General features: G+C 76.6%; 2 protein-coding genes and 1 pseudogene. All 3 read left to right on the top strand.

Features of this window, described 5'->3' with window-relative positions:
- Positions 1 to 19 precede the first annotated feature (19 nt).
- Positions 20 to 10999: pseudogene (locus COO58_RS11690) on the top strand (SDR family NAD(P)-dependent oxidoreductase); the annotation flags it as partial.
- Between the two features lie 33 nt (positions 11000 to 11032).
- Positions 11033 to 16006, top strand: a complete 4974-nt coding sequence (locus COO58_RS11685) for a type I polyketide synthase (RefSeq protein ID WP_098744963.1) — start codon at positions 11033 to 11035, stop codon at positions 16004 to 16006.
- Positions 16003 to 25410: a type I polyketide synthase gene (locus tag COO58_RS11680; protein ID WP_369700199.1), complete on the top strand. Its 9408-nt coding sequence runs from the start codon at positions 16003 to 16005 to the stop codon at positions 25408 to 25410. The genes COO58_RS11685 and COO58_RS11680 overlap by 4 nt, the downstream gene beginning before the upstream one ends.
- Positions 25411 to 25423 lie beyond the last annotated feature (13 nt).

The raw sequence follows: 25423 nt of genomic DNA, 5'->3' as shown, positions 1-25423 counted from the left end.
GCGGACCATGGCTGACGAGGCGAAGCTTCTCGACTACCTGAAGCGGGTCACCGCCGACCTGCACCAGGTGCGGCAGCGGCTGCGCGAGGTGGAGGCCGGTGAGCAGGAACCGGTCGCCATCGTCGGCATGAGCTGCCGCTTCCCCGGTGGGATCGACACCCCGGAGCGGCTGTGGGAGGTGGTCGCCGCCGGCCGGGACGTGCTCACCGAGTTCCCCACCGACCGGGGCTGGGACCTCGGCGCGCTGCACGACGGCGACCCGGAGCGCAACGGCACCTCGTACGCGCGCCGGGGCGGCTTCGTCACCGACCTCGCCGACTTCGACCCGGGGTTCTTCGCCATCTCGCCCCGCGAGGCGCTGGCGATGGACCCGCAGCAGCGGTGGCTGCTGGAGACCACCTGGGAGGTCTTCGAGCGGGCCGGCATCGACCCGCACACGCTGCGCGGCAGCCGCACCGGCGTCTTCGCCGGCAGCACCGGGCAGGACTACGGCACGGTGCTGATGAGCGCCGCCGCGCAGGGTCTCGAGGGGCACCTGATGACCGGCAACGCCGGCAGCGTGGTGTCCGGCCGGCTCGCCTACACGTTCGGCCTGGAAGGGCCGGCGGTCACCGTCGACACCGCCTGCTCCTCGTCGCTGGTCGCGATGCACCTGGCCGGGCAGGCGCTGCGGCAGCGGGAGTGCACGCTCGCCGTCGTCGCCGGCGTCACCGCCATGTGCACCCCCGGCGCGTTCGTCGAGTTCTCCCGCCAGGGCGGCCTGGCCGCCGACGGGCGGTGCAAGGCGTTCGCCGAGGCCGCCGACGGCACCGGCTGGTCCGAGGGCGTCGGCGTGCTGCTGCTGGAACGCCTGAGCGACGCCCGCCGCAACGGCCGCCGGATCCTCGCCGTGCTGCGCGGCAGCGCGGTCAATCAGGACGGCGCGTCGAACGGGCTCAGCGCCCCGAACGGGCCGGCCCAGCAGCGGGTGATCCAGCAGGCACTGTCGAACGCCGGCCTCGCCGCCGGCGGCGTGGACGTGGTGGAGGCGCACGGCACCGGCACCCGGCTCGGCGACCCGATCGAGGCGCAGGCGCTGCTGGCCACGTACGGGCAGGACCGGGGCGACGCGGCGCCGCTGCTGCTCGGCTCGGTCAAGTCGAACCTCGGGCACACCCAGGCCGCCGCCGGCGTCGCCGGCGTGATCAAGATGGTGCAGGCGATGGCGCACGGCGTGGTGCCGCCGACGCTGCACGTGGACGCGCCGACCTCGCAGGTCGACTGGGACGCCGGCGCGGTCACGCTGGTCACCGAGGCCACCGCGTGGCCGGCGGTGGACCGGCCGCGCCGCTCGGCGATCTCCTCGTTCGGCGTCTCCGGCACCAACGCCCACACCATCCTCGAACAGGCCCCGCCGGACGAACCCGCCCCGGCCGACGCCGCGCCGGCGGCCACCCGACCGGTCGTACCGGTGGTGGTCTCCGCCCGCGACGACGCCGCGCTGGCCGCCCAGGCCGGCCGGTGGGCCGACCGGATCGCCGCCGACCCCGACCTCACCGCGCCCGACGTGGCCTTCTCGTCGGTCACCGCCCGGGCCGCGCTCGACCGGCGGGCCGTGCTCCCCGCGACGGGCCGGGACGACCTGCTGGCCGCGCTGCGCGCACTCGCCGCCGGCACGCCGCAGGCCGGCACCGTGACCGGGCAGGCCACCGACCGGCAGGGCGTCGCCGTGCTCTTCTCCGGTCAGGGCGCGCAACGCCCCGGCATGGGCCGGGACCTGTACGCGGCGTTCCCGGTGTTCGCCGCCGCGCTCGACGAGGTGTGCGGTCACCTCGACCCGATGCTGCCGCGAGCGCTGAAGCCGGTGCTGTTCGGCGACGACGACCTGCTGGACCGCACCGAGTTCACCCAGGCCGGCCTGTTCGCGGTCGAGGTGGCCCTGTTCCGCCTGGTCGAGTCGTTCGGGGTGACCCCGGACCTCGTGGCCGGGCACTCGATCGGTGAGATCACCGCCGCGCACGTCGCCGGGGTGCTGTCGCTGCCGGACGCCGCCGCGCTGGTCGCGGCCCGAGGCCGGCTGATGCAGGCGCTTCCCGACGGCGGCGGGATGCTCGCGGTCGCCGCGCCGGAGCCCGAGGTGGCCGCGTCGATCGCGGACCGGACGGACGTGGGGATCGCGGCGGTCAACGGCCCGGCGTCGGTCGTGGTCTCCGGCCCGGTCGACGCGCTGGCCGCGCTGGAGCACACCTGGCGCGACCGGGGCGTCCGGGTCCGCCGGCTCACCGTGTCGCACGCGTTCCACAGCCCGCTGATGGAACCGATGCTCACCGACTTCCGCACCGTCCTGGACGGGTTGACGTTCGCCGCGCCGACCCTCCCGGTCGTGTCCAACGTGACCGGCGCGGTCGCGGACCCGGCGGAGCTGACCACCGTCGACTACTGGGTGCGGCACGTCCGCGAGGCGGTCCGGTACGCCGACGGGATCACCGCCCTGCACGACGCCGGGGTGGACACGTTCCTGGAGATCGGCCCGCAGAGCGTGCTCACCGCGCTCACCGCCGAGATCCTGCCCGCTGACGACGCCGTGCTCGCCGTGGCCGTCCAACGCCGCGACCGGGACGAGACCGCCGCGCTGCTGGCCGGCCTGGCCGAGCTGCACGCGCACGGCGTCCCCGTCGACTGGTCGCCGTGGTTCACCGGCACCGGCGCCACCCGGGTCGACCTGCCCACCTACGCGTTCCAGCACCAGCGCTACTGGCCGGAGGCCGGCGGCGGCTGGACCGGCGACGTCACCGCCGTCGGTCTGCGGCCCGCCCGCCACCCCCTGCTCGGCGCCGCCGTCGGCGTCGCCCACGCCGAGGGTTTCCTGTTCACCGGCCGGCTGTCGAGGCGCACCCACCCGTGGATCGCCGACCACGTCGTCTTCGACACCGTGCTGCTGCCCGGCACCGGCTTCGTCGAACTCGCCCTCCAGGCCGGCGCGCACGTCGGCGCCGACCACGTCCGCGAGCTGACCCTCGAGGCGCCGCTGATCCTGCCCGAGACCGGCGGCGTGGACATCCAGCTCTGGATCGGCCCGGCCGACGAGACCGGCTGCCGGTCCGTCTCGCTGCACTCCGCGCCCGACGACGAGCACACCGACCGGGACCCCGACGGTGACCGGGCCTGGACCCGCAACGCCAGCGGCGTCCTCGCCGACCGCCCGGCGAAACCCGGCGTACCCGGCTGGTCCGACCTGGCCACCTGGCCGCCGCCGGACGCCACCGAGGTGCCCACCGACCAGCTCTACCCGCACCTCGCCGCCCAGGGCTACGACTACGGCCCGTCCTTCATCGCCCTGCGTACCGCCTGGCGGCGCGGCGACGACCTCTTCGCCGACCTGGCGCTGCCCGAGACGCCGGCCGGCGAGGCCGGCGGATACGGCGTGCACCCGGCACTGCTCGACGCCGCCCTGCACACACTCGGCCTCACCAGCGCGACCGGCGACCCCACCGGTCCCGGCCTGCCCCCCGGCCACGGCCGGCTGCCGTTCTCCTGGAACGACATCGCGCTGCACGCCGCCGGGGCCGCCGCCGCCCGGGTGCGGGTGCGGCACACCGGCGCCGACAGCGTCTCCCTGCTCCTCGCCGACGTCACCGGCGCCCCGATCGCCTCGGTCGGCTCGCTCGTGCTGCGCCCGGTCACCGCCGACCAGCTCCGCACCGCCGGGGGCGGCGGACCCGAGTCGCTGTACCGGGTGGACTGGACACCGCTCGCCCTGCCCGCCGCGCCGTCGACCGCCGCCTGGGCGGTCCTCGACACCGACACCGCGCTCGCCGACGCGGTCGCCGCCACCGGAACGGCCGTCACCGCGTACCCCGGTCTCGCGGCCCTGACCACCGCGCTGGACGAGGGCGCGGACGCGCCCGGCGTGCTGGTCGCGCCGTTCCTCGACCCGCCCGGCGGGCGCGACGTGCCCCGGTGGGTCGCCGAGGTGACCCACCGGGCGCTCGACCTGCTGCAACGGTTCCTCGCCGACGACCGCTACGACGCCACCCGCCTGGTCGTGCTCACCCGCGCCGCCGTCGCCACCGGCCCGGACGACGACCTCACCGACCTGGCCGGCGCCGCCGTCATCGGCCTGCTGCGCTCCGCCCAGTCGGAGAACCCCGGCCGCTTCGTGCTCGTCGACGTAGACGACCCGGCCGGCGCGGCCGGCGCGCTCGTGCCGGCGCTGGACACCGACGAACCGCAGGTCGTCGTCCGGGCCGGCGTCGCCTCCGGCGCCCGGCTGGCCCGGGTGCCCGCGCCCGCCGACCCGACCGGCACGCCGTTCGACGCCGACGGGACGGTGCTGGTCACCGGCGCCACCGGCACGCTCGGTCAGCTGATGAGCCGGCACCTGGTGACCCGCCACGGCGTGCGGCACCTGCTGCTCACCAGCCGGCGCGGCCGCGACGCCGCCGGCATCGGTGAGCTGTGCGCCGAGCTGACCGCGCTCGGCGCCACCGTCACGGTCGCCGCCTGCGACGTCGCCGACCGGGACGCGGTCGCCGCGCTGCTCGCCGACCTCCCCGCCGACCACCCGCTCACCGCCGTGGTCCACGCCGCCGGGGTACGCGACGACGGCGTCATCTCCTCGCTCACCCCGGACCGCGTCGACGGGGTGCTGCGCCCGAAGGTCGACGCGGCCTGGCACCTGCACGAGCTGACCGCCGACCTCGACCTCACCGCGTTCGTGTCGTACTCCTCGCTCGCCGCCACCGCCGGCGGCCCGGGCCAGGGCAACTACGCCGCCGCGAACGCGTTCCTCGACGGGCTCGCCCACCACCGCCGCGCCCGGGGACTGGCCGCGCTCACCCTGGCCTGGGGCCTCTGGGCCGACCGCAGCGGCATGACCACCGAGCTGGACGACGTCCACCTCAACCGGATCTCCCGCTCCGGCGTGTCCGCGATGGAGGCGGAGGAGGGCCTCGCGCTCTTCGACGCCGCCTGCCGCGTTCCGGCCGCCGCGCTGGTGCCGGCCCGCCTCGACCTGGCCGCCATGCGGGCCCAGTTCGCCGGCGCCGTCCCGCCGCTGTACCGGGCGCTGATCCGGGTCGCCCGGGGCGCCGCCGCGCCGGCCACCGGCGCGTCCCTGGTGCACCAGCTCGCCGCGCTCGGCGACACCGACCGCCGCACCGCGCTCGTGGAGATCGTCCGGGGGCAGGCCGCCGCCGTGCTCGGCTACCCCGACCCGGCCGCCGTCGACCCGCGCCGGGCGTTCAGCGACCTCGGCTTCGACTCGCTCACCGCCGTCGAGATGCGCAACCGGCTCGGCAACGCGTTCGGACTGCGGCTGCCCGCCACGCTCGTCTTCGACCACCCGAGCCCGCACGACCTCGCCGCGCACCTGGACACCGAGATCGCCGGCACCCCCGTCCCGGCCCGGCCGGCCGCCGCGCCGATCGCCGTCGCCGACGACGAACCGCTGGCCATCATCGGGATGGCCTGCCGGCTGCCCGGCGGTGTGGCCAACCCCGACGACCTGTGGCGGCTGGTCGCCGACGGGGTCGACGCCGTCACCGACCTGCCCGGCGACCGGGGCTGGGACCTGGACACGCTCTACAGCCCCGACCCGGACGCCACCGGCACGTTCTACGCCCGCGGCGGCGGCTTCCTCGCCGACGTCGACCGCTTCGACCCCGGCTTCTTCGGCATCAGCCCGCGCGAGGCCCTGGCGATGGACCCGCAGCAGCGGCTGCTGCTGGAAACCACCTGGGAGACGTTCGAGTCCGCCGGCATCGACCTGACCTCGGTACGCGGCAGCAGCACCGGCGTGTTCGTCGGCACCAGCGGTCAGGACTACGGCTCGCTGCTCGCCTTCGCCCCGGAGGAAACCTCCGGATACGCGCTCACCGGCATGACCAGCAGCGTCATCTCCGGCCGGGTCGCCTACACGTACGGCCTGGAAGGCCCGGCGGTGTCGCTCGACACGGCCTGCTCCTCCTCCCTCGTCGCGCTGCACTGGGCCGGTCAGGCGCTCCGCCGGGGCGAGTGCGACCTGGCCCTCGCGGGCGGCGTCATCGTGATGGCCACCCCCACCGCGTTCGTCGAGTTCTCCCGGCAGCGCGGCCTGGCCGCCGACGGCCGGTGCAAGTCGTTCGCCGCCGCCGCCGACGGCACCGGCTGGTCCGAGGGCGTCGGCCTGCTGCTCGTGCAGCGCCTCTCCGACGCCCGCCGGCAGGGCCGCCACGTGCTCGCCGTGGTCCGCGGCAGCGCGGTCAACTCCGACGGCGCGTCCAACGGGCTCACCGCCCCCAACGGACCGTCGCAGCAGCGGGTCATCCGGGCGGCCCTGGCCGCCGCGCGGCTCGGCCCGGCCGACGTGGACGTGGTGGAGGCGCACGGCACCGGCACCACGCTCGGCGACCCGATCGAGGCGCAGGCGCTGCTCGCCACCTACGGGCAGGACCGGCCGGCGGACCGGCCGCTGCTGCTCGGCTCGATCAAGTCGAACATCGGGCACGCCCAGGCCGCCGCCGGCGTCGCCGGCGTGATCAAGATGGTGCAGGCCATGCGGCACGGCACCGTCCCGCGCACACTGCACGTGGACGCACCGTCCCCGCACATCGACTGGGACGCCGGCGCGGTCGAGCTGGTCACCGAGGCGCGCCCGTGGCCGTCGGCGTCGCGCCCGCGCCGGGCCGCCGTGTCGTCGTTCGGCATCTCCGGCACCAACGCCCACGTCATCGTCGAACAGGGCGACGAGCCCGCCGCCGCGGCCCCGACCGCCGCCGGCCTGCTGGACGCCGCCGCGACGCTGTGGCCGGTGTCCGCGCGCTCGCGTGCCGCGCTGGCCGGGCAGGCCGCCCGCCTGGCCGGATACGTCCGGTCGCGCGGCGAGATGGACCCGGCCGCCGTGGCGTGGTCCCTGGTGGCCACCCGGTCGGCGTTCGACCACCGGGGCGCGGTGGTCGGGTCCTCGGTCGAGGAGTTGCTGTCCGGCCTGGACGCGCTGGCCGACGGGTCGCCGTCACCGCACCTGGTCACCGGCACCGCGTCCGCAGCCGGCCCGGTGTTCGTGTTCCCGGGTCAGGGTGCGCAGTCGGCGCGGATGGCGGCCGGTCTGGTGGGACGGACGCCGGTGTTCGACGCCGCGCTGTCCGAGTGTCAGGTGGCGTTGGGTCCGTATCTGGATGTGGATCTGGTGTCGGTGTTGACCGGTGAGGACGAGTCGTGGCTTGAGCGGGTCGAGGTGGTGCAGCCGGTGCTGTGGGCCGTCGGGATCGCCCTCGCGGCGGTGTGGCGGCACGTCGGGGTCACCCCGCAGGTGGTGATCGGGCACTCGCAGGGGGAGATCGGCGCGGCCTGCGTGGCGGGGATCCTGTCGCTGGAGGACGCGGCGAAGACGGTGGCGTTGCGGTCGCGGGCGCTCGTCGCGCTGCGGGGGACCGGGACGATGGCGTCGGTCGACCTGCCCGCCGACGAGGTGACCGCCCGCCTCGGTGTCGCAGCCGGGACGGCCGGCGGCGTCGACGGGTCCACGGCCGACTCCGCCGGCTCCGGTGCCGCCGACAACCGGTTCGCGGGTGTCGGGATCGCGGCGGTGAACGGCCCGTCCACGGTGGTGGTGTCCGGTCCGCCGCAGGCCGTGACCGACTTCGTCGAAGCGTGTCAGGCCGACGGCGTCCGGGCCCGGTTGATCCCGGTGGACTACGCCTCGCACTCCGCCGCCGTGGAGGAGGTCGCCCAGCGGTTGCGCACCGACCTGGCCGACGTGACGCCGCAGCAAGGCCACACCCGTCTGGTGTCGACGTTGACCGGGGACTGGGTGGACCCGGCCACCATGACCGCCGACTACTGGTACGACAACCTGCGCCGCACCGTCCGCTTCGACACCGCGGTGCGGACCGCGATCGGCGCGGGGCACAGCACGTTCGTGGAGATCAGTCCGCATCCGGTGCTGGCGATGCCGGTCACCGCGATCCTCGACGACACCGGCACCACCGGGCACGTGCTGTCCACGCTGCGGCGCGGCGACGACGACCCGACCCGGCTGCTGACCAACCTGGCCACCGCCCACACCGTCGGCCTGCCCGTCGACCTCACCCGCGTGCTACCCGAGACCCACACCGTCGACCTGCCCACCTACGCCTTCGAGCAGCACCGGTTCTGGCTCGACCCGCCCGCGCACCGGGCGCACGACGTCGCCTCCGCCGGCCTCCAGGACGCCGGGCACCCGCTGCTCAGCGCCGCCGTCACGTTCCCCGACAGCGAACGGATGGTCTTCACCGGCCGGCTGTCCGTGCGTACCCACCCGTGGCTCGGCGAGCACCGGGTGATGGACGCGATCCTGCTGCCCGGCACCGCCTTCGTCGAACTGGCCGCCCACGCCGGCGAGCAGGCCGGCGCGCCGGTGGTCGAGGAACTCACCCTGCTCGCCCCGCTCGTGCTGCCCGAACTGGGCTCGCTGCAGATCCAGCTCACCGTCGGCGACCGCGACAACGCCGGCCGCCGACCGGTGCACCTGCACTCCCGCCCCTACCGGGACGGGTCCGACGAGATCCTCGCCGACGTGGCCTGGACCTGCCACGCCACCGGCCAGCTCGCCCCGCGCGCCGCCGTCGCGCCCGCGTTCGACCTCGGCGTGTGGCCGCCGCCCGGCGCCACCGAGGTCGACTCCGACGCGTTCTACGCCGGCATCGAGTCGACAGTGTTCGGCTACGGGCCGGCCTTCCGGGGCCTGCGCGCCGCCTGGACCCGCGGCGACGAGGTGTTCGCCGAGGTGGCGCTCCCCGCCGACCACCACGCCGAGGCCGGCCGGTTCGGCATCCACCCGGCGCTGCTCGACGGCGCGCTCCAGGCCATGTCCATCGGCGGCTTCCTCGGCCGGATGGGCGACGGCGCCGACGCCACCGTCCCCCGCCTGCCGTTCGCCTGGACCGGCGTCACGCTGCTCGCCGCCGGCGCCACCGCGCTCCGGGTCCGCGTCGCCGCCGCCGGCGACGTCGGCGTCACCTTCCAGGTCGCCGACGCCACCGGCGCGCCGGTCCTGCACGCCGAATCGCTGATCATGCGCCGGGTCACCGGGGACGCGCTCGGCGCCGCCCGCTCCGGCCGGCACGAGTCGCTGTTCCGGCTGGACTGGCCGGCGCTGGCCGTGCCCGCCGCGCCGACGCCCGCCGCCGGCCACTGGGTGGTCCTCGGCGACGACCTCGCGCTCAGCGCCGCCGGGGAGGCGGCCGGCGCCCGGACCCGCACCGACCTCGCCCCCGAGTCCTTCGCCGACCTGCTCACCGGCGGCGAGGCCGCCCCCGAGGTGGTCGTCGTGCCAGTCGCCGCGCTCGGCGACGGCACCGGCGCCGAGCTGGCCGCACAGGCCCGCGCCACCACCCACCGCGTGCTGGACCTGGTGCGGGCGTGGCTCGCCGACGACCGGTTCGCCGACACCCGACTCGTCCTGGTCACCCGCGACGCGGTGGCCACCGGAGAACAGGCCGAGGTCAACCTGCGGCAGGCCCCCGCCTGGGGGCTGATCCGCACCGCACAGGTCGAACACCCCGGCCGCCTGCACCTGCTCGACCTGGACGCCGACCCGGCCAGCGCCGTGCTGCTCGCCGCCGCGATCGGCACCGGCGAGCCGCAGCTCGCCGTGCACACCGGTCAGGTACGCGCGCCGCGCCTGGCCCGCGTACCGGCCGGACTGGAACCGCTGCCCGGCGGCGTCGACCCGGACGGCACGGTGCTCGTCACCGGCGGCACCGGCGTGCTGGGCCGGCTGCTGGCCCGCCACCTGGCGACCACCCACGGGATGCGGCACCTGCTGCTCGCCGGCCGGCGCGGCGCGACCGCCGACGGTGTCGCCGAGCTGGTCGCCGAGCTGGCCGAGGCCGGCACCGAGGTCACCGTCGCCGCCTGCGACGCCGCCGACCCCGACGCGCTCGCCGCGCTGCTCGACGGCATCCCCGCCGCGCATCCGCTCACCGCCGTGGTGCACGCCGCCGGCGTGCTCGACGACGGCGTGCTGGAGTCGCTCACCCCGGACCGGGTCGACGCGGTCGCCGTACCCAAGGTCGACGCGGCGTGGCACCTGCACCGGCTCGCCGCGGGCCGGGACCTCGGCGCGTTCGTGCTCTTCTCCTCCGCCGCCGGCACGCTGGGCAGCGCCGGTCAGGCCAACTACGGCGCCGCGAACGCGTTCCTCGACGCGCTCGCCGCGCACCGGCGGGCCCAGGGCCTGCCCGGCATCTCGCTCGCCTGGGGACTGTGGGAGCAGGCCAGCGGCATGACCGGTCACCTCGCCGACGCCGACGTGCGCCGGATGGCCGAGCAGGGCGCCGGCGGGCTCCCCACCGACCAGGCGCTGCACCTGTTCGACGCGGCCTGGCGGCTGGACGCGGCGGCCGTCGTACCCATGCGCCTGGATGTGGCGGCGCTGCGGGCGCAGGCCGAGTCCGGCGCGCTCGCCCCGCTGCTGCGCGGCCTGGTCCGGGTGCCGCTGCGCCGCTCGGTCGACGCCGGCGCCGCCGCGACCGGCGGCGTGCCGCTCGCCCAGCGGCTCGCCGGCCTGTCCGACGACGAGCGGCGCCGGGTGCTCCTCGACGTGGTCCGGGCTAACGTCGCCGCCGTGCTCGGTCACACCGGGCCGGAGGCCGTCGACCCGGGCCGGCTCTTCACCGACCTGGGCTTCGACTCGCTCACCGCGGTCGACCTGCGCAACCGGCTCAACACCCTGTCCGGGCTGCGGCTGCCCGCCACGCTGGTCTTCGACTACCCGACGCCGCAGGCGCTGGCCGGGAAACTGGCCGGCGAGATCGCCGCCGACGCCGCCCCCTCCACCCAGCCGCTGTTCCAGGGCATCGACGCGGTGGAGTCGCTGCTCACCACGCTCGCCCTCGACCCGGAGACCCGGGACCGGTTCACCACCCGGATGCGGGACCTGCTCGCCAAGGCCACCGACCTCGCCGGCCCGGCCGCCGAACCGGACCGGCCCGACCTCGACGCGGCCAGCGACGACGAGATCTTCGACTTCATCAGCAAAGAGTTTGGAATCTCCTGACATGACCGAACCGCGGATCGAGGCAGGGACGCGATGAGCGACGACGACAAGCTGCGGTACTTCCTCAAGCGGGTGACCGCCGACCTGCACGACACGAAGCGCAAGCTGCAGACCGTCGAGGCGCGGGACACCGAACCGCTCGCCATCGTGTCGATGAGCTGCCGGTTCCCCGGCGGCGTCCGGTCCCCGGAGGACCTGTGGGAGCTGGTCGCCGACGGCCGGGACGCGCTCACCGAGTTCCCCGACGACCGGGGTTGGGACCTCGACGCGCTCTACGACCCCGACCCGGACAAGCCGGGCAAGAGCTACACCCGGGTCGGCGGGTTCCTCGACGCCGCCGGTGACTTCGACCCGGCCCTGTTCGGCATCTCGCCCCGCGAGGCCCTCGCCATGGACCCGCAGCAGCGGCTGCTGCTGGAGACCTCGTGGGAGGCGATCGAGCGCGCCGGCATCGACCCGCTGTCGCTGCGCGGCAGCCAGACCGGCGTCTTCGTCGGCCTCAGCACGTCCAACTACGGCATGGGCCTGCCGCACGTGCCCGACGGCGTCGACATGTACCTCGGCACCGGCAACACCACGAGCGTCGCCTCCGGCCGGATCTCGTTCACCCTCGGCCTCAACGGGCCCGCCGTCACCGTCGACACCGCCTGCTCGTCCTCCCTGGTCGCGCTGCACCTGGCCGGGCAGGCGCTGCGCCGCGGCGAGTGCGACCTGGCCGTCGCCGGCGGCGTCACCGTGATGGCCACCCCCGGCGTCTTCGTGGTCTTCTCCCGCCAGCGCGGCATGTCCGTCGACGGGCGGTGCCGGGCGTTCGCGGCCGGCGCCGACGGCACCGGCTGGGGCGAGGGCGGCGGCGTGGTCGTGGTGGAACGACTCGCCGACGCCGAACGCCTCGGCCACCCGATCCTCGCCGTGATCCGGGGCAGCGCCCTGAACCAGGACGGCGCCTCCAACGGTCTCACCGCCCCCAACGGGCCCTCCCAGCAGCGGGTGATCCGGGCCGCGCTGGCCAACGCGCGGCTCGGCGCGGCCGACGTCGACCTGGTCGAGGCGCACGGCACCGGCACCACGCTCGGCGACCCGATCGAGGCGCAGGCGCTCATCGCCACGTACGGGCAGGACCGTCCCGCCGACCGGCCGCTGCTGCTGGGCTCGGTGAAGTCGAACATCGGCCACACCCAGAGCGCCGCCGGCGTCGCCGGGCTGGTCAAGATGGTGATGGCGCTGCGGCACGGCACGCTGCCGGCGACGCTGCACGTGGACGAGCCGTCGCCGCACGTGGACTGGTCCGCCGGCGCGGTGGAGCTGATCACCGAAAACCGCCAGTGGCCGGAGCTGGGCCGCCCCCGCCGGGGCGGCGTCTCCTCGTTCGGCGTCAGCGGCACCAATGCCCACGTCATCGTCGAGGAGTACCGCCCGGCCCCCGCCGAGCCGGCCGCCGACGACAGCGCCGAGCCCGCGCCGCGCCGGCCCGGGTTGCTCGCCGCCGCGCCCACCGTCTGGCCGGTCTCCGGTCGCACCCGCGCCGCGCTCGCCGGCCAGGCCGCGCGGCTCGCCGTGCACCTGCGCGGCCGGGCGGACGTCGACCCGGCGGCGGTGGCCTGGTCCCTCGCGACCACCCGCGCCACGCTCGACCAGCGCGCCGCCGTCGTCGGCGCGGCGCCGGCCGAGCTGCTGGCCGGCCTGGACGCCCTCGCCGCCGGCCTGCCGGCGGGCAACCTCGTCACCGGCACGGCGACCGCCGCCGGCGCCGGCCCGGTGTTCGTCTTCCCCGGCCAGGGCGCCCAGTCCGCCCGGATGGCCGCCGGCCTGGTCGGCCGGTGCCCGGTCCTCGACGCGACGCTGGCCGAGTGCCAGGCGGCGCTGGCCCCCCACCTGGACGTCGACCTCGTGTCGGTGCTGACCGGCGACGACGAGTCCTGGCTGGACCGGGTCGAGGTGGTGCAGCCGGTGCTCTGGGCCGTCGGGGTCGCCCTCGCCGCCGTGTGGCGCGCAGCCGGTGTGCTGCCCGACGCCGTCATCGGTCACTCCCAGGGCGAGATCGCCGCTGCCTGCGTCGCCGGCATCCTCTCCCTCGACGACGCGGCCCGCGCGGTGGCCCTGCGGTCCCGGGCGCTCGCCGCGCTGCGGGGGACCGGCACGATGGCGTCGGTGGATCTGCCGGCCGACGAGGTGACCGTCCGTCTGCCCGGGTTCGACGGTGTCGGGGTCGCGGCGGTGAACGGCCCGTCGACGGTGGTGGTGTCCGGTCCGCCGCAGGCCGTGGCCGACTTCGTCGAAGCGTGTCAGGCCGATGAGATCCGGGCCCGGTTGATCCCGGTGGACTACGCCTCGCACTCCGCCGCCGTGGAGGACGTCGCCCAGCGGTTGCGCGCCGACCTGGCCGACGTCGCCCCGCAGCAAGGCCACACCCGTCTGGTGTCGACGTTGACCGGGGACTGGGTGGACCCGGCCACCATGACGGCCGACTACTGGTACGACAACCTGCGCCGCACGGTCCGCTTCGACACGGCGGTGCGGACCGCGATCGGCGCGGGGCACACGGCGTTCGTGGAGATCAGTCCGCATCCGGTGCTGGCGATGCCGGTCACCGCGATCCTGGACGACACCGCCACCACCGGCCACGTGCTGTCCACGCTGCGTCGAGGCGACGACGACCCGACCCGGCTGCTGACCAACCTGGCCGGCGCCCACACCGTCGGCCTGCCCGTCGACCTCACCCGCGTGCTGCCCGAGACGACCACCGTCGACCTGCCCAGCTACGCCTTCGACCACCAGCGGTACTGGCTCGACGGCAGCGGCGGACCCGAGCCGGCGGCCCTGTCGTCCGACCAGAGCGCCGGGCCGGACGACAGCGGCTTCTGGGCGGCCGTGGAACGCGACGACCTGCCCGCCCTCGCCGAGGTGGTCGCCGGCGAGGACACCCCCGCCGGGACGGCGCTCGACGCGCTCGCCCCGGTGCTGCCCCTGCTGCACCGCTGGCGCCGGCAGCGACGCCGCCAGTCCGACATCGACAGCTGGCGCTACCAGGACACGTGGAAGCCGCTCACCGGCATCACCAACCGCGGCATGGCCGGCACCTGGCTGGTCGTGCTGCCCACCGGCGACATCGTCGAACCGTGGCAGGACGCGAGCGTGGCGGCGATCGCCGCCGCCGGCGCCACCGTCGTCCCGGTGCCGGTCAGCACCACCGACGTCGACCGCGACCTGCTCGCCAAACTGCTGCGCGAGGCGATCACCACCGGCGCCGACGACACACCGGCCGAGGTGACCGGCGTGGTGTCGCTGCTCGCGTTCGACGAGCTGGTCCACCCGATGCACCCGTCCGTGCCCGGTGGCTTCGCCGCCACCGTCGCGCTGGTCCAGGCGCTCGGCGACATCGGCCTCGCCGCACCCCTGTGGGCGGTCACCTCCGGCGCCGTCTCGGTCGGCCGGGCCGACCTGCTCCGCTCGCCCGGTCAGGCCATGGTCTGGGGCTTCGGCCGGGTCGCCGCGCTGGAACACCCGCAGCGCTGGGGCGGCCTGGTCGACCTGCCCGAGGCGATCGACGAGCGCAGCGCCGGCCTGCTGGTCGCGGCGCTCACCGCCGCCGGCGAGGAGGACCAGATCGCGGTACGCCCCGCCGGCCTGCTCGGCCGCCGGCTCACCCGGGTCCCGCTCGGCGACAGCCGACCCGCCCACCCGTGGCAGCCCTCCGGCACCGCCCTGGTCACCGGCGGCACCGGCGCCCTCGGCGGGCACGCCGCCCGCTGGCTGGCCCGCAGCGGCGTGGAGAACATCGTCGTGGCCAGCCGGCGCGGCCCGGCCGCACCCGGCGCCGCGCAGCTCGTCGAGGAGCTGACCGCGCTCGGCGCCACCGCCAGCGTGGTCGCCTGCGACGCCGCCGACCGGGACGCACTGGCCGCGCTGATCGACGACATCCCCGCCGACCGCCCGCTGCGGGTGGTGGTGCACGCCAGCGCGGTGCTGGACGACGCGCTCATCACCGACCTGCGCGTCGACCAGATCGAACGGGTCCTCGCCGCCAAGGTCGACGTCGCCTACCACCTGCACGAACTGACCCTCGACCTCGACCTCGCCGCGTTCGTCATGTTCTCCTCCTTCGCCGGCTCGGTGGGCAGCTCCGGCGTCGGCAACTACGCCCCCAGCAACGCGTTCCTCGACGCGCTAGCCCAGCACCGGCGCGGCCTCGGCCTCCCCGGCACCTCCATCGCCTGGGGCGCCTGGGCCGGCGGCGGCATGGCCGAAGGGCCGTTCGGCGAGCTGCTGCACCGGCACGGCGTACCCGAGATGCCGCCGGAGGCCGCGATCGCCGCGCTGCACCAGGCCGTCGACCACGGCGAGGCGTTCCTCACCGTCGCCGACATCGCCTGGGAGCGGTTCTCCGTCGCGTTCACCGCCACCCGGCCCGGACCGCTGATCAACGACCTGCCCGACGTCCGCCGGTTGCGCGCCGCCGAGCGCGCCACCGGCGGCGAGACCCCCGACGGCCCGGAGTCGCTGCACGACCGACTCGCCGGGCTGCCCGCCGCCGACCGGATGGCCGTGCTGCTGGCCCTCGTCCGGGGACAGGTCGCGGCCGTGCTCAACTACCCGTCCGGGGAGTCGGTGGACGAGCACCGGGCGTTCCGCGAGCTGGGCTTCGACTCGGTCACCGCGGTCGAGCTGCGCAACCGGCTCGGCCTGGCCACCGGGGTGGCGCTGCCGGTCACCCTGGTCTTCGACTACCCGACGCCGACCACGCTCGCCGAGTACCTCTACGCCGAGGTCGCCCAGGACGACGTGGCCACCCCCACCGCGCTGCTCGACGACCTCGACCGGATCGCCGACGGGCTCGACGTGGTGGCCCGCGACGAGGCCGCCCGGGTCCGCGCCACCGTCCGCCTCCAGGCCATGCTCACCCGACTCGGGCAGGGCGGTGGCGGCGACGACCTCGGCCGGCACCTCGGCGACGCCACCGACGACGAGCTGTTCGCCATGGTGGACCGCGACCTCGGTCTGTCCTGACCGCACCGGCTCACTCCCCGTCCCCTGCGAGGAAGCGGCACCCGATGGCCAATGAAGACAAGCTCCGCGACTACCTCAAGCGGGTCATGGCGGACCTGCACGACACCCGCCGCCGGCTCAGCGAGGCCCAGTCCCAGGAACTGGAGCCGGTGGCGATCGTCGCGATGAGCTGCCGGCTGCCCGGCGGCGTACGCGACCCGCGGGACCTGTGGGAGCTGCTGCGCGACGGGCGGGACGCGGTCGCGCCGTTCCCCGACGACCGGGGATGGGACCTCGACCGGCTCTACCACCCCGACCCCGACCACCCCGGCACCTCGTACGCCCGGGAGGGCGGCTTCCTCGACGGCGCCGGGGACTTCGACGCGGCGTTCTTCGGCATCAGCCCCCGCGAGGCGCTCACCATGGACCCGCAGCAACGGCTGCTGCTGGAGACCGCGTGGGAGGCCGTCGAGTCCGCCGGCGTCGACCCGGCCACGCTGCGCGGCAGCCGCACCGGGGTGTTCGTCGGCACCAACGGGCAGGACTACGGCACGCTGCTGATGATGTCCCCGGACGCCGACGAGGGGCACTCGATGACCGGCGGGGCGGCGGCCGTCGCCTCCGGCCGGGTGTCGTACACGCTCGGCCTGGAGGGGCCGGCCGTCTCCATCGACACCGCCTGCTCCTCCTCGCTGGTCGCGCTGCACCTCGCCGCGCAGGCGCTGCGGGCGGGGGAGTGCGAGCTGGCGCTCGCGGGTGGCGTCACCGTGATGGCCACGCCCGGCCTCTACATCGGATCGAGCCGGCAACGGGCCTTGTCCCCGGACGGGCGGTGCCGCTCCTTCGCCGCCTCCGCCGACGGGGCCGGCTTCTCCGAGGGCGTCGGCTGGCTGCTGGTGGAGCGCCTCTCCGACGCCCGCCGCAACGGCCACCCGGTGCTCGCGGTGCTGCGCGGCAGCGCGGTCAACCAGGACGGGGCGTCCAACGGGCTGACCGCCCCCAACGGCCCGTCCCAGCAGCGCGTCATCAGTCAGGCGCTCACCGCCGCCCGGCTCGCCACCGCCGACGTCGACGTCATCGAGGCGCACGGCACCGGCACCAACCTGGGCGACCCGATCGAGGCGCAGGCGCTGCTGGCCACGTACGGGCAGGACCGCGGCGACGCCGGGCCGGCACTGCTCGGCTCGGTGAAGTCCAACATCGGGCACGCCCAGGCCGCCGCGGGGGTGGCCGGGGTGATCAAGATGGTGCTCGCCATCCGGCACGGCCTGGTGCCGGCGACACTGCACGTGGACGAGCCGTCCCCGCACATCGACTGGTCCGCCGGCGCGCTGGAACTGGTCACCGAGGCCCGCCCCTGGCCGGACCGGGACCGCCCGCGCCGCGCCGCCGTCTCCTCGTTCGGCATCTCCGGCACCAACGCCCACGTCATCGTCGAGCAGGCCCCGGACGAGCCCGCCCCCGCCGCCGACCCGCCGACCCCGGGGCTGGTGGCCGCCGACGTCACCGCCTGGCCGCTCGCCGCCCGCACCCGCGCCGCGCTCGCCGGGCAGGCCGCCCGGCTGGCCGCGCACCTGCGTGCCGCCCCGGCCGACCCGGCGGCGGTCGCCTGGTCCCTGGCGACCACCCGGTCGGCGTTCGAGCAGCGGGCGACGGTGGTCGGCGCGTCCGCCGACGACCTGCTGTCGGGGCTGGACGTCCTCGCCGCCGGCACGCCGTCGCCGACGGTGGTGACGGGTACGGCGTCCCGGACGGCCGGTCCGGTGTTCGTGTTCCCGGGTCAGGGCGCCCAGTCGGCGCGGATGGCGGCCGGTCTGGTGGGTCGGACGCCGGTGTTCGACGCCACGCTCGCCGAGTGCCAGGCGGCGTTGTCGCCGTTCCTGGACGTCGACCTGCCGTCGGTGCTGACCGGGGACGACGAGTCCTGGCTGGACCGGGTCGAGGTGGTGCAGCCGGTGCTGTGGGCCGTCGGTGTCGCGCTCGCGGCGGTGTGGCGGCACGTCGGGGTCACCCCGCAGGCGGTGATCGGTCACTCGCAGGGGGAGATCGGCGCGGCGTGTGTGGCGGGGATCCTGTCGCTGGATGACGCGGCGAAGACGGTGGCGTTGCGGTCGCGGGCCCTGTCGGTGCTGCGCGGGACCGGCACGATGGCGTCGGTCGACCTGCCCGTCGACGAGGTGACAACCCGTCTCGACGGGTTCGCCGGCGTCGGGATCGCGGCGGTCAACGGCCCGTCCACGGTGGTGGTCTCCGGCCCGCCGCAGGCCGTGGCCGACTTCGTGGACGCCTGTCAGGCCGACGAGATCCGGGCCCGGCTGATCCCGGTCGACTACGCGTCGCACTCGGCGGCCGTCGAGGACGTCGCCCAGCAGCTTCGCGCGGACCTGGCCGACATCACGCCGCAGCCCGGCCACACCCGTCTGGTGTCCACCCTGACCGGTGACTGGGTGGACCCGGCCACCATGACGGCCGACTACTGGTACGACAACCTGCGGCAGACCGTCCGCTTCGACACCGCCGTGCGGACCGCGATCGGCGCCGGGCACAGCACGTTCGTGGAGATCAGTCCGCATCCGGTGCTGGCGATGCCGGTCACCGCGATCCTCGACGACACCGGCACCACCGGGCACGTGCTGTCCACCCTGCGGCGCGGCGACGACGACCCGACCCGGCTGCTGACCAACCTGGCCACCGCCCACACCGTCGGCCTGCCCGTCGACCTCACCCGCGTGCTACCCGAGACCCACACCGTCGACCTGCCCACCTACGCCTTCGACCACCAGCGGTACTGGCCCGCACCGCCGCGCTTCGTCACCGACCGCGACGGCGAACCCGACCCCGACCGCTGGCACTACCGGATCACCTGGACACCCCGGCCCGACCTGCCGCTCACCCGCCTCGGCGGGACCTGGCTGCTGCCCGTACCCGCCGACCTGACCGACGCCCCGCTCGTCACCGAGGTGCTCGCCGCGCTCGGCAACGTCGGCGCCGACGCCGTACCCGTGCCCGTCGACCCGGCGGACGACCCGGCCGCGCTCGCCGAGCGGCTGCGCGCCGCGCTGCCCGACGGCGGACCCGCCGCCGTGCTCTCCCTGCTCGGCCTCGACGGACGTCCCCACCCCGACCATCCGGCCACCACGCTCGGCGTCACCGGCACCGCCCACCTGGTCCAGGCGCTCGGCGCGCTCGGCGTCGAGGCGCCGCTGTGGTGCGCCACCCGCCGCGCCGTCACCACCGGCGACACCGACCCCGCCCCGGAGCCGGCCGCCGCCGCCGTGTGGGGCCTCGGTCGGGCCGTCGCCCTGGAACACCCCGCCCGCTGGCGCGGCCTGGTCGACCTGCCCGACCGGCTCGACGCGCGCGCCGCCGCCCTCCTAGGCGCGGTGCTCGGCGCCGACGACGGCGAGGACCAGATCGCCGTCCGCGACACCGGCGTGCACGTCCGCCGGCTCACCCGGCTCACCCACCCGGCCGACCACGACGTCCGCCTGCGCGACACCGTGCTGATCACCGGCGGCACCGGCGGCCTCGGCGGGCACCTGGCCCGCTGGGCCGCCCGCGCCGGCGCCGCGCACGTGCTGCTGGCCAGCCGGCGCGGCCCCGACGCCCCCGGCGCCGGCGACCTCACCGCCGAGCTGACCGACCTCGGGGTACGCGTCACCGTCGCCCGCTGCGACGTCACCGACCGCGACCAGCTCGCCGCGCTGCTCGCCGACCTGCCCGACGACGCCCCGCTGCGCGCCGTGCTGCACACCGCCGCCGTCCTCGACGACGGCATCGTGGACACCGTCACCCCGGCCCGCCTGCACACCGTCGCCGCGCCCAAGAGCGCCGCCGCCGACCACCTCGACGCGCTCACCCGCGACCACGAGCTGGACGCGTTCGTGCTCTTCTCCTCCGTCGCCGGCACCACCGGCAACGCCGGCCAGGGCGCGTACGGCGCGGCCAACGCCCACCTCGACGCGCTCGCCCACCGGCGGCGGGCCGACGGCCTCCCGGCGCTCGCCGTCGCCTGGGGCGCCTGGGACGGCGCCGGCCTGCCCGCCGACAACGAGCGCGCCCAGCAGCGGCTGCGGCGCGGCGGCATGGTGGCCATGGACCCCGACCTCGCCGTCGCGGCACTGACCCGGGCGCTCGGCGGCGACGACGCCGCCACGATGGTCGCCGACGTCGACTGGACCCGCTTCGCCCCGGCGTTCACGCTCGTCCGCCCCAGCCCGCTGCTCGGCGACCTGCCCGAGGTCCGGGAGGCGCTGCTACCCCCGCAGACGCCGGCCACCACCGAGCCGGCCGGCGAACCCGGCTCGGCGCTGGCCCGGCAGCTCGCCGGCCGCTCCGCCGCCGAACGGACCGAGACGCTGCGCGACCTGGTCCGCCAGTGCGCGGCCGGCGCGCTCGGCTACGGCTCCGCCGACGACGTCGGAGTCAACCGGCCCTTCCGCGACCTCGGCCTGGACTCGCTGACCGCCGTCGACCTGCGCAACCTCCTCGCCACCGCCACCGACCTGCGGCTGCCCGCCACGCTCGCGTTCGACTACCCGAACCCGGCCGTGCTCGCCGGGCACCTCGACGAACTGCTCACCGGCGCCGGCGCGGCCGTCGACGGCCCGGTAGCCGTGGCCACCCCCGACGAGCCGCTGGCCGTCGTCGCGATGAGCTGCCGCTTCCCCGGCGGCGCGGACGACCCGGAGCGGCTGTGGCAACTGCTCGCCGCCGGCGGCGACGCCATCGGCGACTTCCCCACCGACCGGGGCTGGGACCTCGACCGGCTCTTCGACGCCGACCCCGCCGTCGAGGGCACCAGCTACGCCCGGCAGGGCGGCTTCCTGCCCGACGTGGCCGACTTCGACCCCGGCTTCTTCGGCATCAGCCCCCGCGAGGCGCTCGCCATGGACCCGCAGCAGCGGCTGCTGCTGGAGACCTCGTGGGAGGCGATCGAGCGGGCCGGCATCGACCCGCAGGCGCTGCGCGGCAGCCCCACCGGCGTCTTCGTCGGCACCAACTACCAGGACTACCGCAACCTCATGCTCACCGCCGAGGGCGCCGAGGGACACCTGATGACCGGCAACGCCGGCAGCGTCCTGTCCGGCCGGGTGTCGTACACGCTCGGGCTGGAGGGGCCGGCCGTGTCGGTGGACACCGCCTGCTCGTCGTCGCTGGTCGCGCTGCACTGGGCCGGGCAGGCGCTGCGCGCCGCCGAGTGCTCCCTGGCGCTCGTCGCCGGCGTCACCGTGATGGCCACCCCCGGAGTGTTCGTCGGGTTCAGCCGCCAGCGCGGCCTCGCCCCGGACAGCCGGGTCAAGGCGTTCGCCGCCGGCGCCGACGGCACCAGCTGGGGCGAGGGCGTCGGCGTGCTGCTGGTCGAGCGGCTCAGCGACGCCCGCCGCAACGGCCACCCGGTGCTCGCGGTGATCCGGGGCAGCGCGGTCAACCAGGACGGCGCCTCCAACGGCCTCACCGCCCCCAACGGGCCGGCCCAGCAGCGGGTCATCCGGGCCGCGCTGGCCAACGCCCGCCTCGACGCCGGTGACGTCGACGCGGTGGAGGCGCACGGCACCGGCACCCGGCTCGGCGACCCGATCGAGGCGCAGGCGCTGCTTGCCACGTACGGGCAGGGCCGACCCGAGGACCGGCCGCTGCTGCTCGGCTCGATCAAGTCGAACATCGGCCACACCCAGGCCGCCGCCGGTGTCGCCGGCGTGATCAAGATGATCCTCGCGCTGCGCCACGGCTACCTGCCGCCGACGCTGCACGTGGACGCGCCCAGCGACCAGGTGGACTGGAGCACCGGCGCGGTCGACCTGCTCACCGAGGGCCGGCCGTGGCCGCTCACCGGCCGCCCGCGCCGCGCCGCCGTCTCCTCGTTCGGCATCAGCGGCACGAACGCCCACACCATCCTCGAACAGGCCCCCGAGCCGCCCGTCCCGGCCGGTGAACCGGCGCACCCGCCGGTGGTGCCGGTGCTGCTCTCCGCCCGCACCGCCGGGTCGCTGGCCGCCCAGGCGCAGCCGTGGGCCGACCGGCTCACCGGTCCGCAGGCCCCACCGCTGGTCGACGTCGGCTGGACCGCCGCCGTGTCCCGGGCCGCGCTGGAGCACCGCGCGGTGGTGCTCGCCACCGACCGGCGCACGCTGCGCGCCGGGCTGCGCGCCCTGCGCCGGGGCGACGACTCACCGGCGCTGGTGACCGGCGCGGTGACCGCCCGGCCCCGGGTCGCGTACCTGTTCTCCGGGCAGGGCGCCCAGCGGCCCGGCATGGGTCGCGAGCTGGCCGCCGCGTACCCGACCTACGCGGACGCGCTGACCGAGGTGTGCGCCGCGCTCGACCCGCACCTGTCCCGGCCGCTGCGCCCGCTGCTCGACGCCGAACCCGGCACCCCCGAGGCGGCGCTGCTGGACCGCACCGAGTTCACCCAGCCGGCCCTGTTCGCCGTGGAGGTGGCGCTGTTCCGGCTGCTCACCGCCTGGGGGCTGCGCCCCGACGCGGTCGCCGGGCACTCCATCGGCGAGTTCGCCGCCGCGTACGCCGCCGGGGTGCTCACCCTCGCCGACGCCGCCGAGCTGGTCGCCACCCGGGGCCGGCTGATGCAGGCGCTGCCCGACGGCGGGGCCATGCTCGCCGTCGCCGCCGGCGAGGACGCCGTCCGGCCCACCCTCGGCGCCGGGGTCGCGCTCGCCGCCGTCAACGGCCCCGCCGCCGTGGTCGTCGCCGGCGAGACCGACGCCGTCGACCGGGTCGCCGCCGAGTGGACCGCCCGAGGGGTACGCACCCGCCGGCTTGCCGTCAGCCACGCCTTCCACAGCCCGCTGATGGAGCCGGTGCTCGACGAGCTGGCCGCGCTCGCCGCCCGGCTGCCGCACCACGCGCCGACGGTGCCGCTGGTCTCCACGGTCACCGGCGCGCCGGTCGACGTGGCGGCGGTCGGCGCGCCCGGCTACTGGGCCCGGCACGCCCGCGACACGGTCCGCTTCGCCGACGCGGTCACCGCGCTGCGCGCGCACGGCTGCACCGCCTACCTGGAGGTGGGCCCGGACGGGGTGCTCACCCCGGCGGCCCAGGGCGTGCTGGCCGACGCCGGGCCGGTCCCACCGGTCCTGCCCACGCTGCGCCGGGACCGGCCGGAACCGTCGACCCTGCTGCGCGCCGTGGCCGCGCTGCACGTGCACGGCGTCACCCCGGACTGGCCGGCGCTCTACGCGGGCGCCGACCCGCAACCGGCCGACCTGCCCACCCACGTGTTCGACAGGCAGCGCTTCTGGCCGCAGCCGCCGGCCTGGCTGACCGCGCCGGCCGACGCCGACACCGCCGTGGAACGCCGGTTCTGGGCGGCGGTCGACGCCGAGGACCTGGACGGCCTGCTCACCGAGCTGGACGTCGCCCCGGAACAGCCGTTCGACGCCGTGCTGCCGGCGCTGTCGGCGTGGCGGCGCCGCGGCCGGGAACGGTCCCTGGTGGACGGCTGCCGCTACCGGGTCCGGTGGGAACCGGTCGACATCGGCGCCGGCACCCCGCCCGCCGGCCGCTGGCTGGTGCTGCTGCCCGCCGACCGGGCCACCGACCCGGACCTGACCGCCCTGGCCGGTGCGCTCGGCCCGGCGGCCACCACCGCGACGGTCGACACCGCCGCCGAGCCCGACGAGCTGGCCACCCGGCTGGCCGACCTGGTCGCCGCCGCGACCGGCGACGGCCCGTCGCACGTGCTGTCCCTGCTCGGCCTGGACGAGACGTCGCACACCGACCACCCGGCGCTACCGCGCGGGCTGGCCGCCACCGTCCACCTGCTCCAGGCGCTGACCGACGTCGACGCGCCGGCCCGGCTCTGGTGCGCCACCCGGGGCGCGGTCGGCGTCGGGGACGGCGACACCCCGGACCGGCCCCGGCAGGCGGCGCTGTGGGGCCTCGGTCGGGTCGCCGCGCTGGAACAGCCCGCCCGCTGGGCCGGCCTGGTCGACCTGCCCGCCACCGTCGACGACGACACCGCCCGACGGACCGCCGCCCTGCTCGCCACCACCACCGAGGACCAGGTGGCGGTGCGCGCCGACGGTGCGTACGCCCGGCGGCTCGACACCGCCGTGACCGATGGCGAGCCCACGCCGTGGCAGCCGCGCGGCACCGTCCTGATCACCGGCGGCACCGGCGCGCTCGGCGGGCACGTGGCCCGCTGGGCCGCCGGCGCGGGCGCCGAGCGGATCGTGCTGACCAGCCGGCGCGGCGCGGACACCCCCGGCGCCGACGCGCTCCTGGCCGAGCTGGCCGAGGCCGGCGTCGAGTGCCGGGTCGCCCGGTGCGACGCCGCCGACCGCAGCGCCATGACCGACCTCGTGGCCGAGCTGCGCCGGGACGGGCCGCCGCTGCGCGCGGTGGTGCACGCCGCCGGGGTCAGCGAGGTGGTCCCGCTGGCCGAGACCACGCTGGAGGACCTGGCGTACGTGATCGGCCCGAAGCTGGCCGGCGCGGAACTGCTCGACGAGCTGCTCGACGGCGTCGAGCTGGACGCGTTCGTGCTCTTCTCCTCCATCGCCGCCACCTGGGGCAGCGGCGGCCAGGGCGCGTACGCGGCCGGCAACGCCCACCTGGACGCCCTCGCGCAGCACCGCCGGGCGCGCGGCCTGCCCGCCACCTCGGTGGCCTGGGGGCCGTGGACCGAGTCCGGGATGTTCGACGACGACGCGCCGGAACAGCTGCGCCGACGCGGCCTGCGGGTGCTGCCGCCCGGGCCGGCGATGGCCGGGCTGCGGCACGCGCTCGCCGCCGGCGACACCTGCGTCACGGTCGCCGACGTCGACTGGGCCACGTTCCACCCGCTGTTCACCGCGCTACGACCCAGTCCGCTGCTGGCCGACCTGCCGGCCGTGCGGGCGCTCGCCGCCGCACCGGAACCGGCCGCGAACGCCGGCCCGGAGGGCGCGGACCGGCTCGCCGAGCTGCGCGTACTGCCCGCCGCCGACCGGCGCGACGCGCTGCTGGACCTGGTCCGCACCGACGCGGCGAAGGTCCTCGGCCACCCCTCGGTCGACGCGGTCGACCCGGAGCGGGGCTTCCTCGACCTCGGCTTCGACTCGCTCACCGCGGTGGAGCTGCGCAACCTGCTCACCGCCGCGACCGGCCGGGAGCTGCCCACCACAGTGGTCTTCGACTACCCGACCCCGGCCGGCCTCGCCGACCACCTGGACGCCGAGCTGTTCCCCGACGGCGGCGACCCGGCCGCCGGCGACCCGGCCGACGAGGAGACCGTGCGCCGGGTGCTCGCGGCGATCCCGCTGGACCGGCTGCGGCAGGCGGGGCTGCTCGACCCGCTGCTGCGCCTCGGCCAGGACACCGCCGCGCCGGCCCCGGACGCCACGCCGGACGCCCCCGCCGCCGAGATCCGCGACCTCGACGTCGCCGGACTGGTGCGGATGGCCCTCGAAGGATCCGACTCGTGACCCGGCCGGCGGC

This window comes from Micromonospora sp. WMMA1996 (assembly GCF_002573675.1).
GTDB classification, from domain to species: domain Bacteria; phylum Actinomycetota; class Actinomycetes; order Mycobacteriales; family Micromonosporaceae; genus Micromonospora; species Micromonospora sediminicola.
Note: the sequence above shows the minus strand (reverse complement) of the source record. Positions and strands in the feature narration are given on the sequence as shown.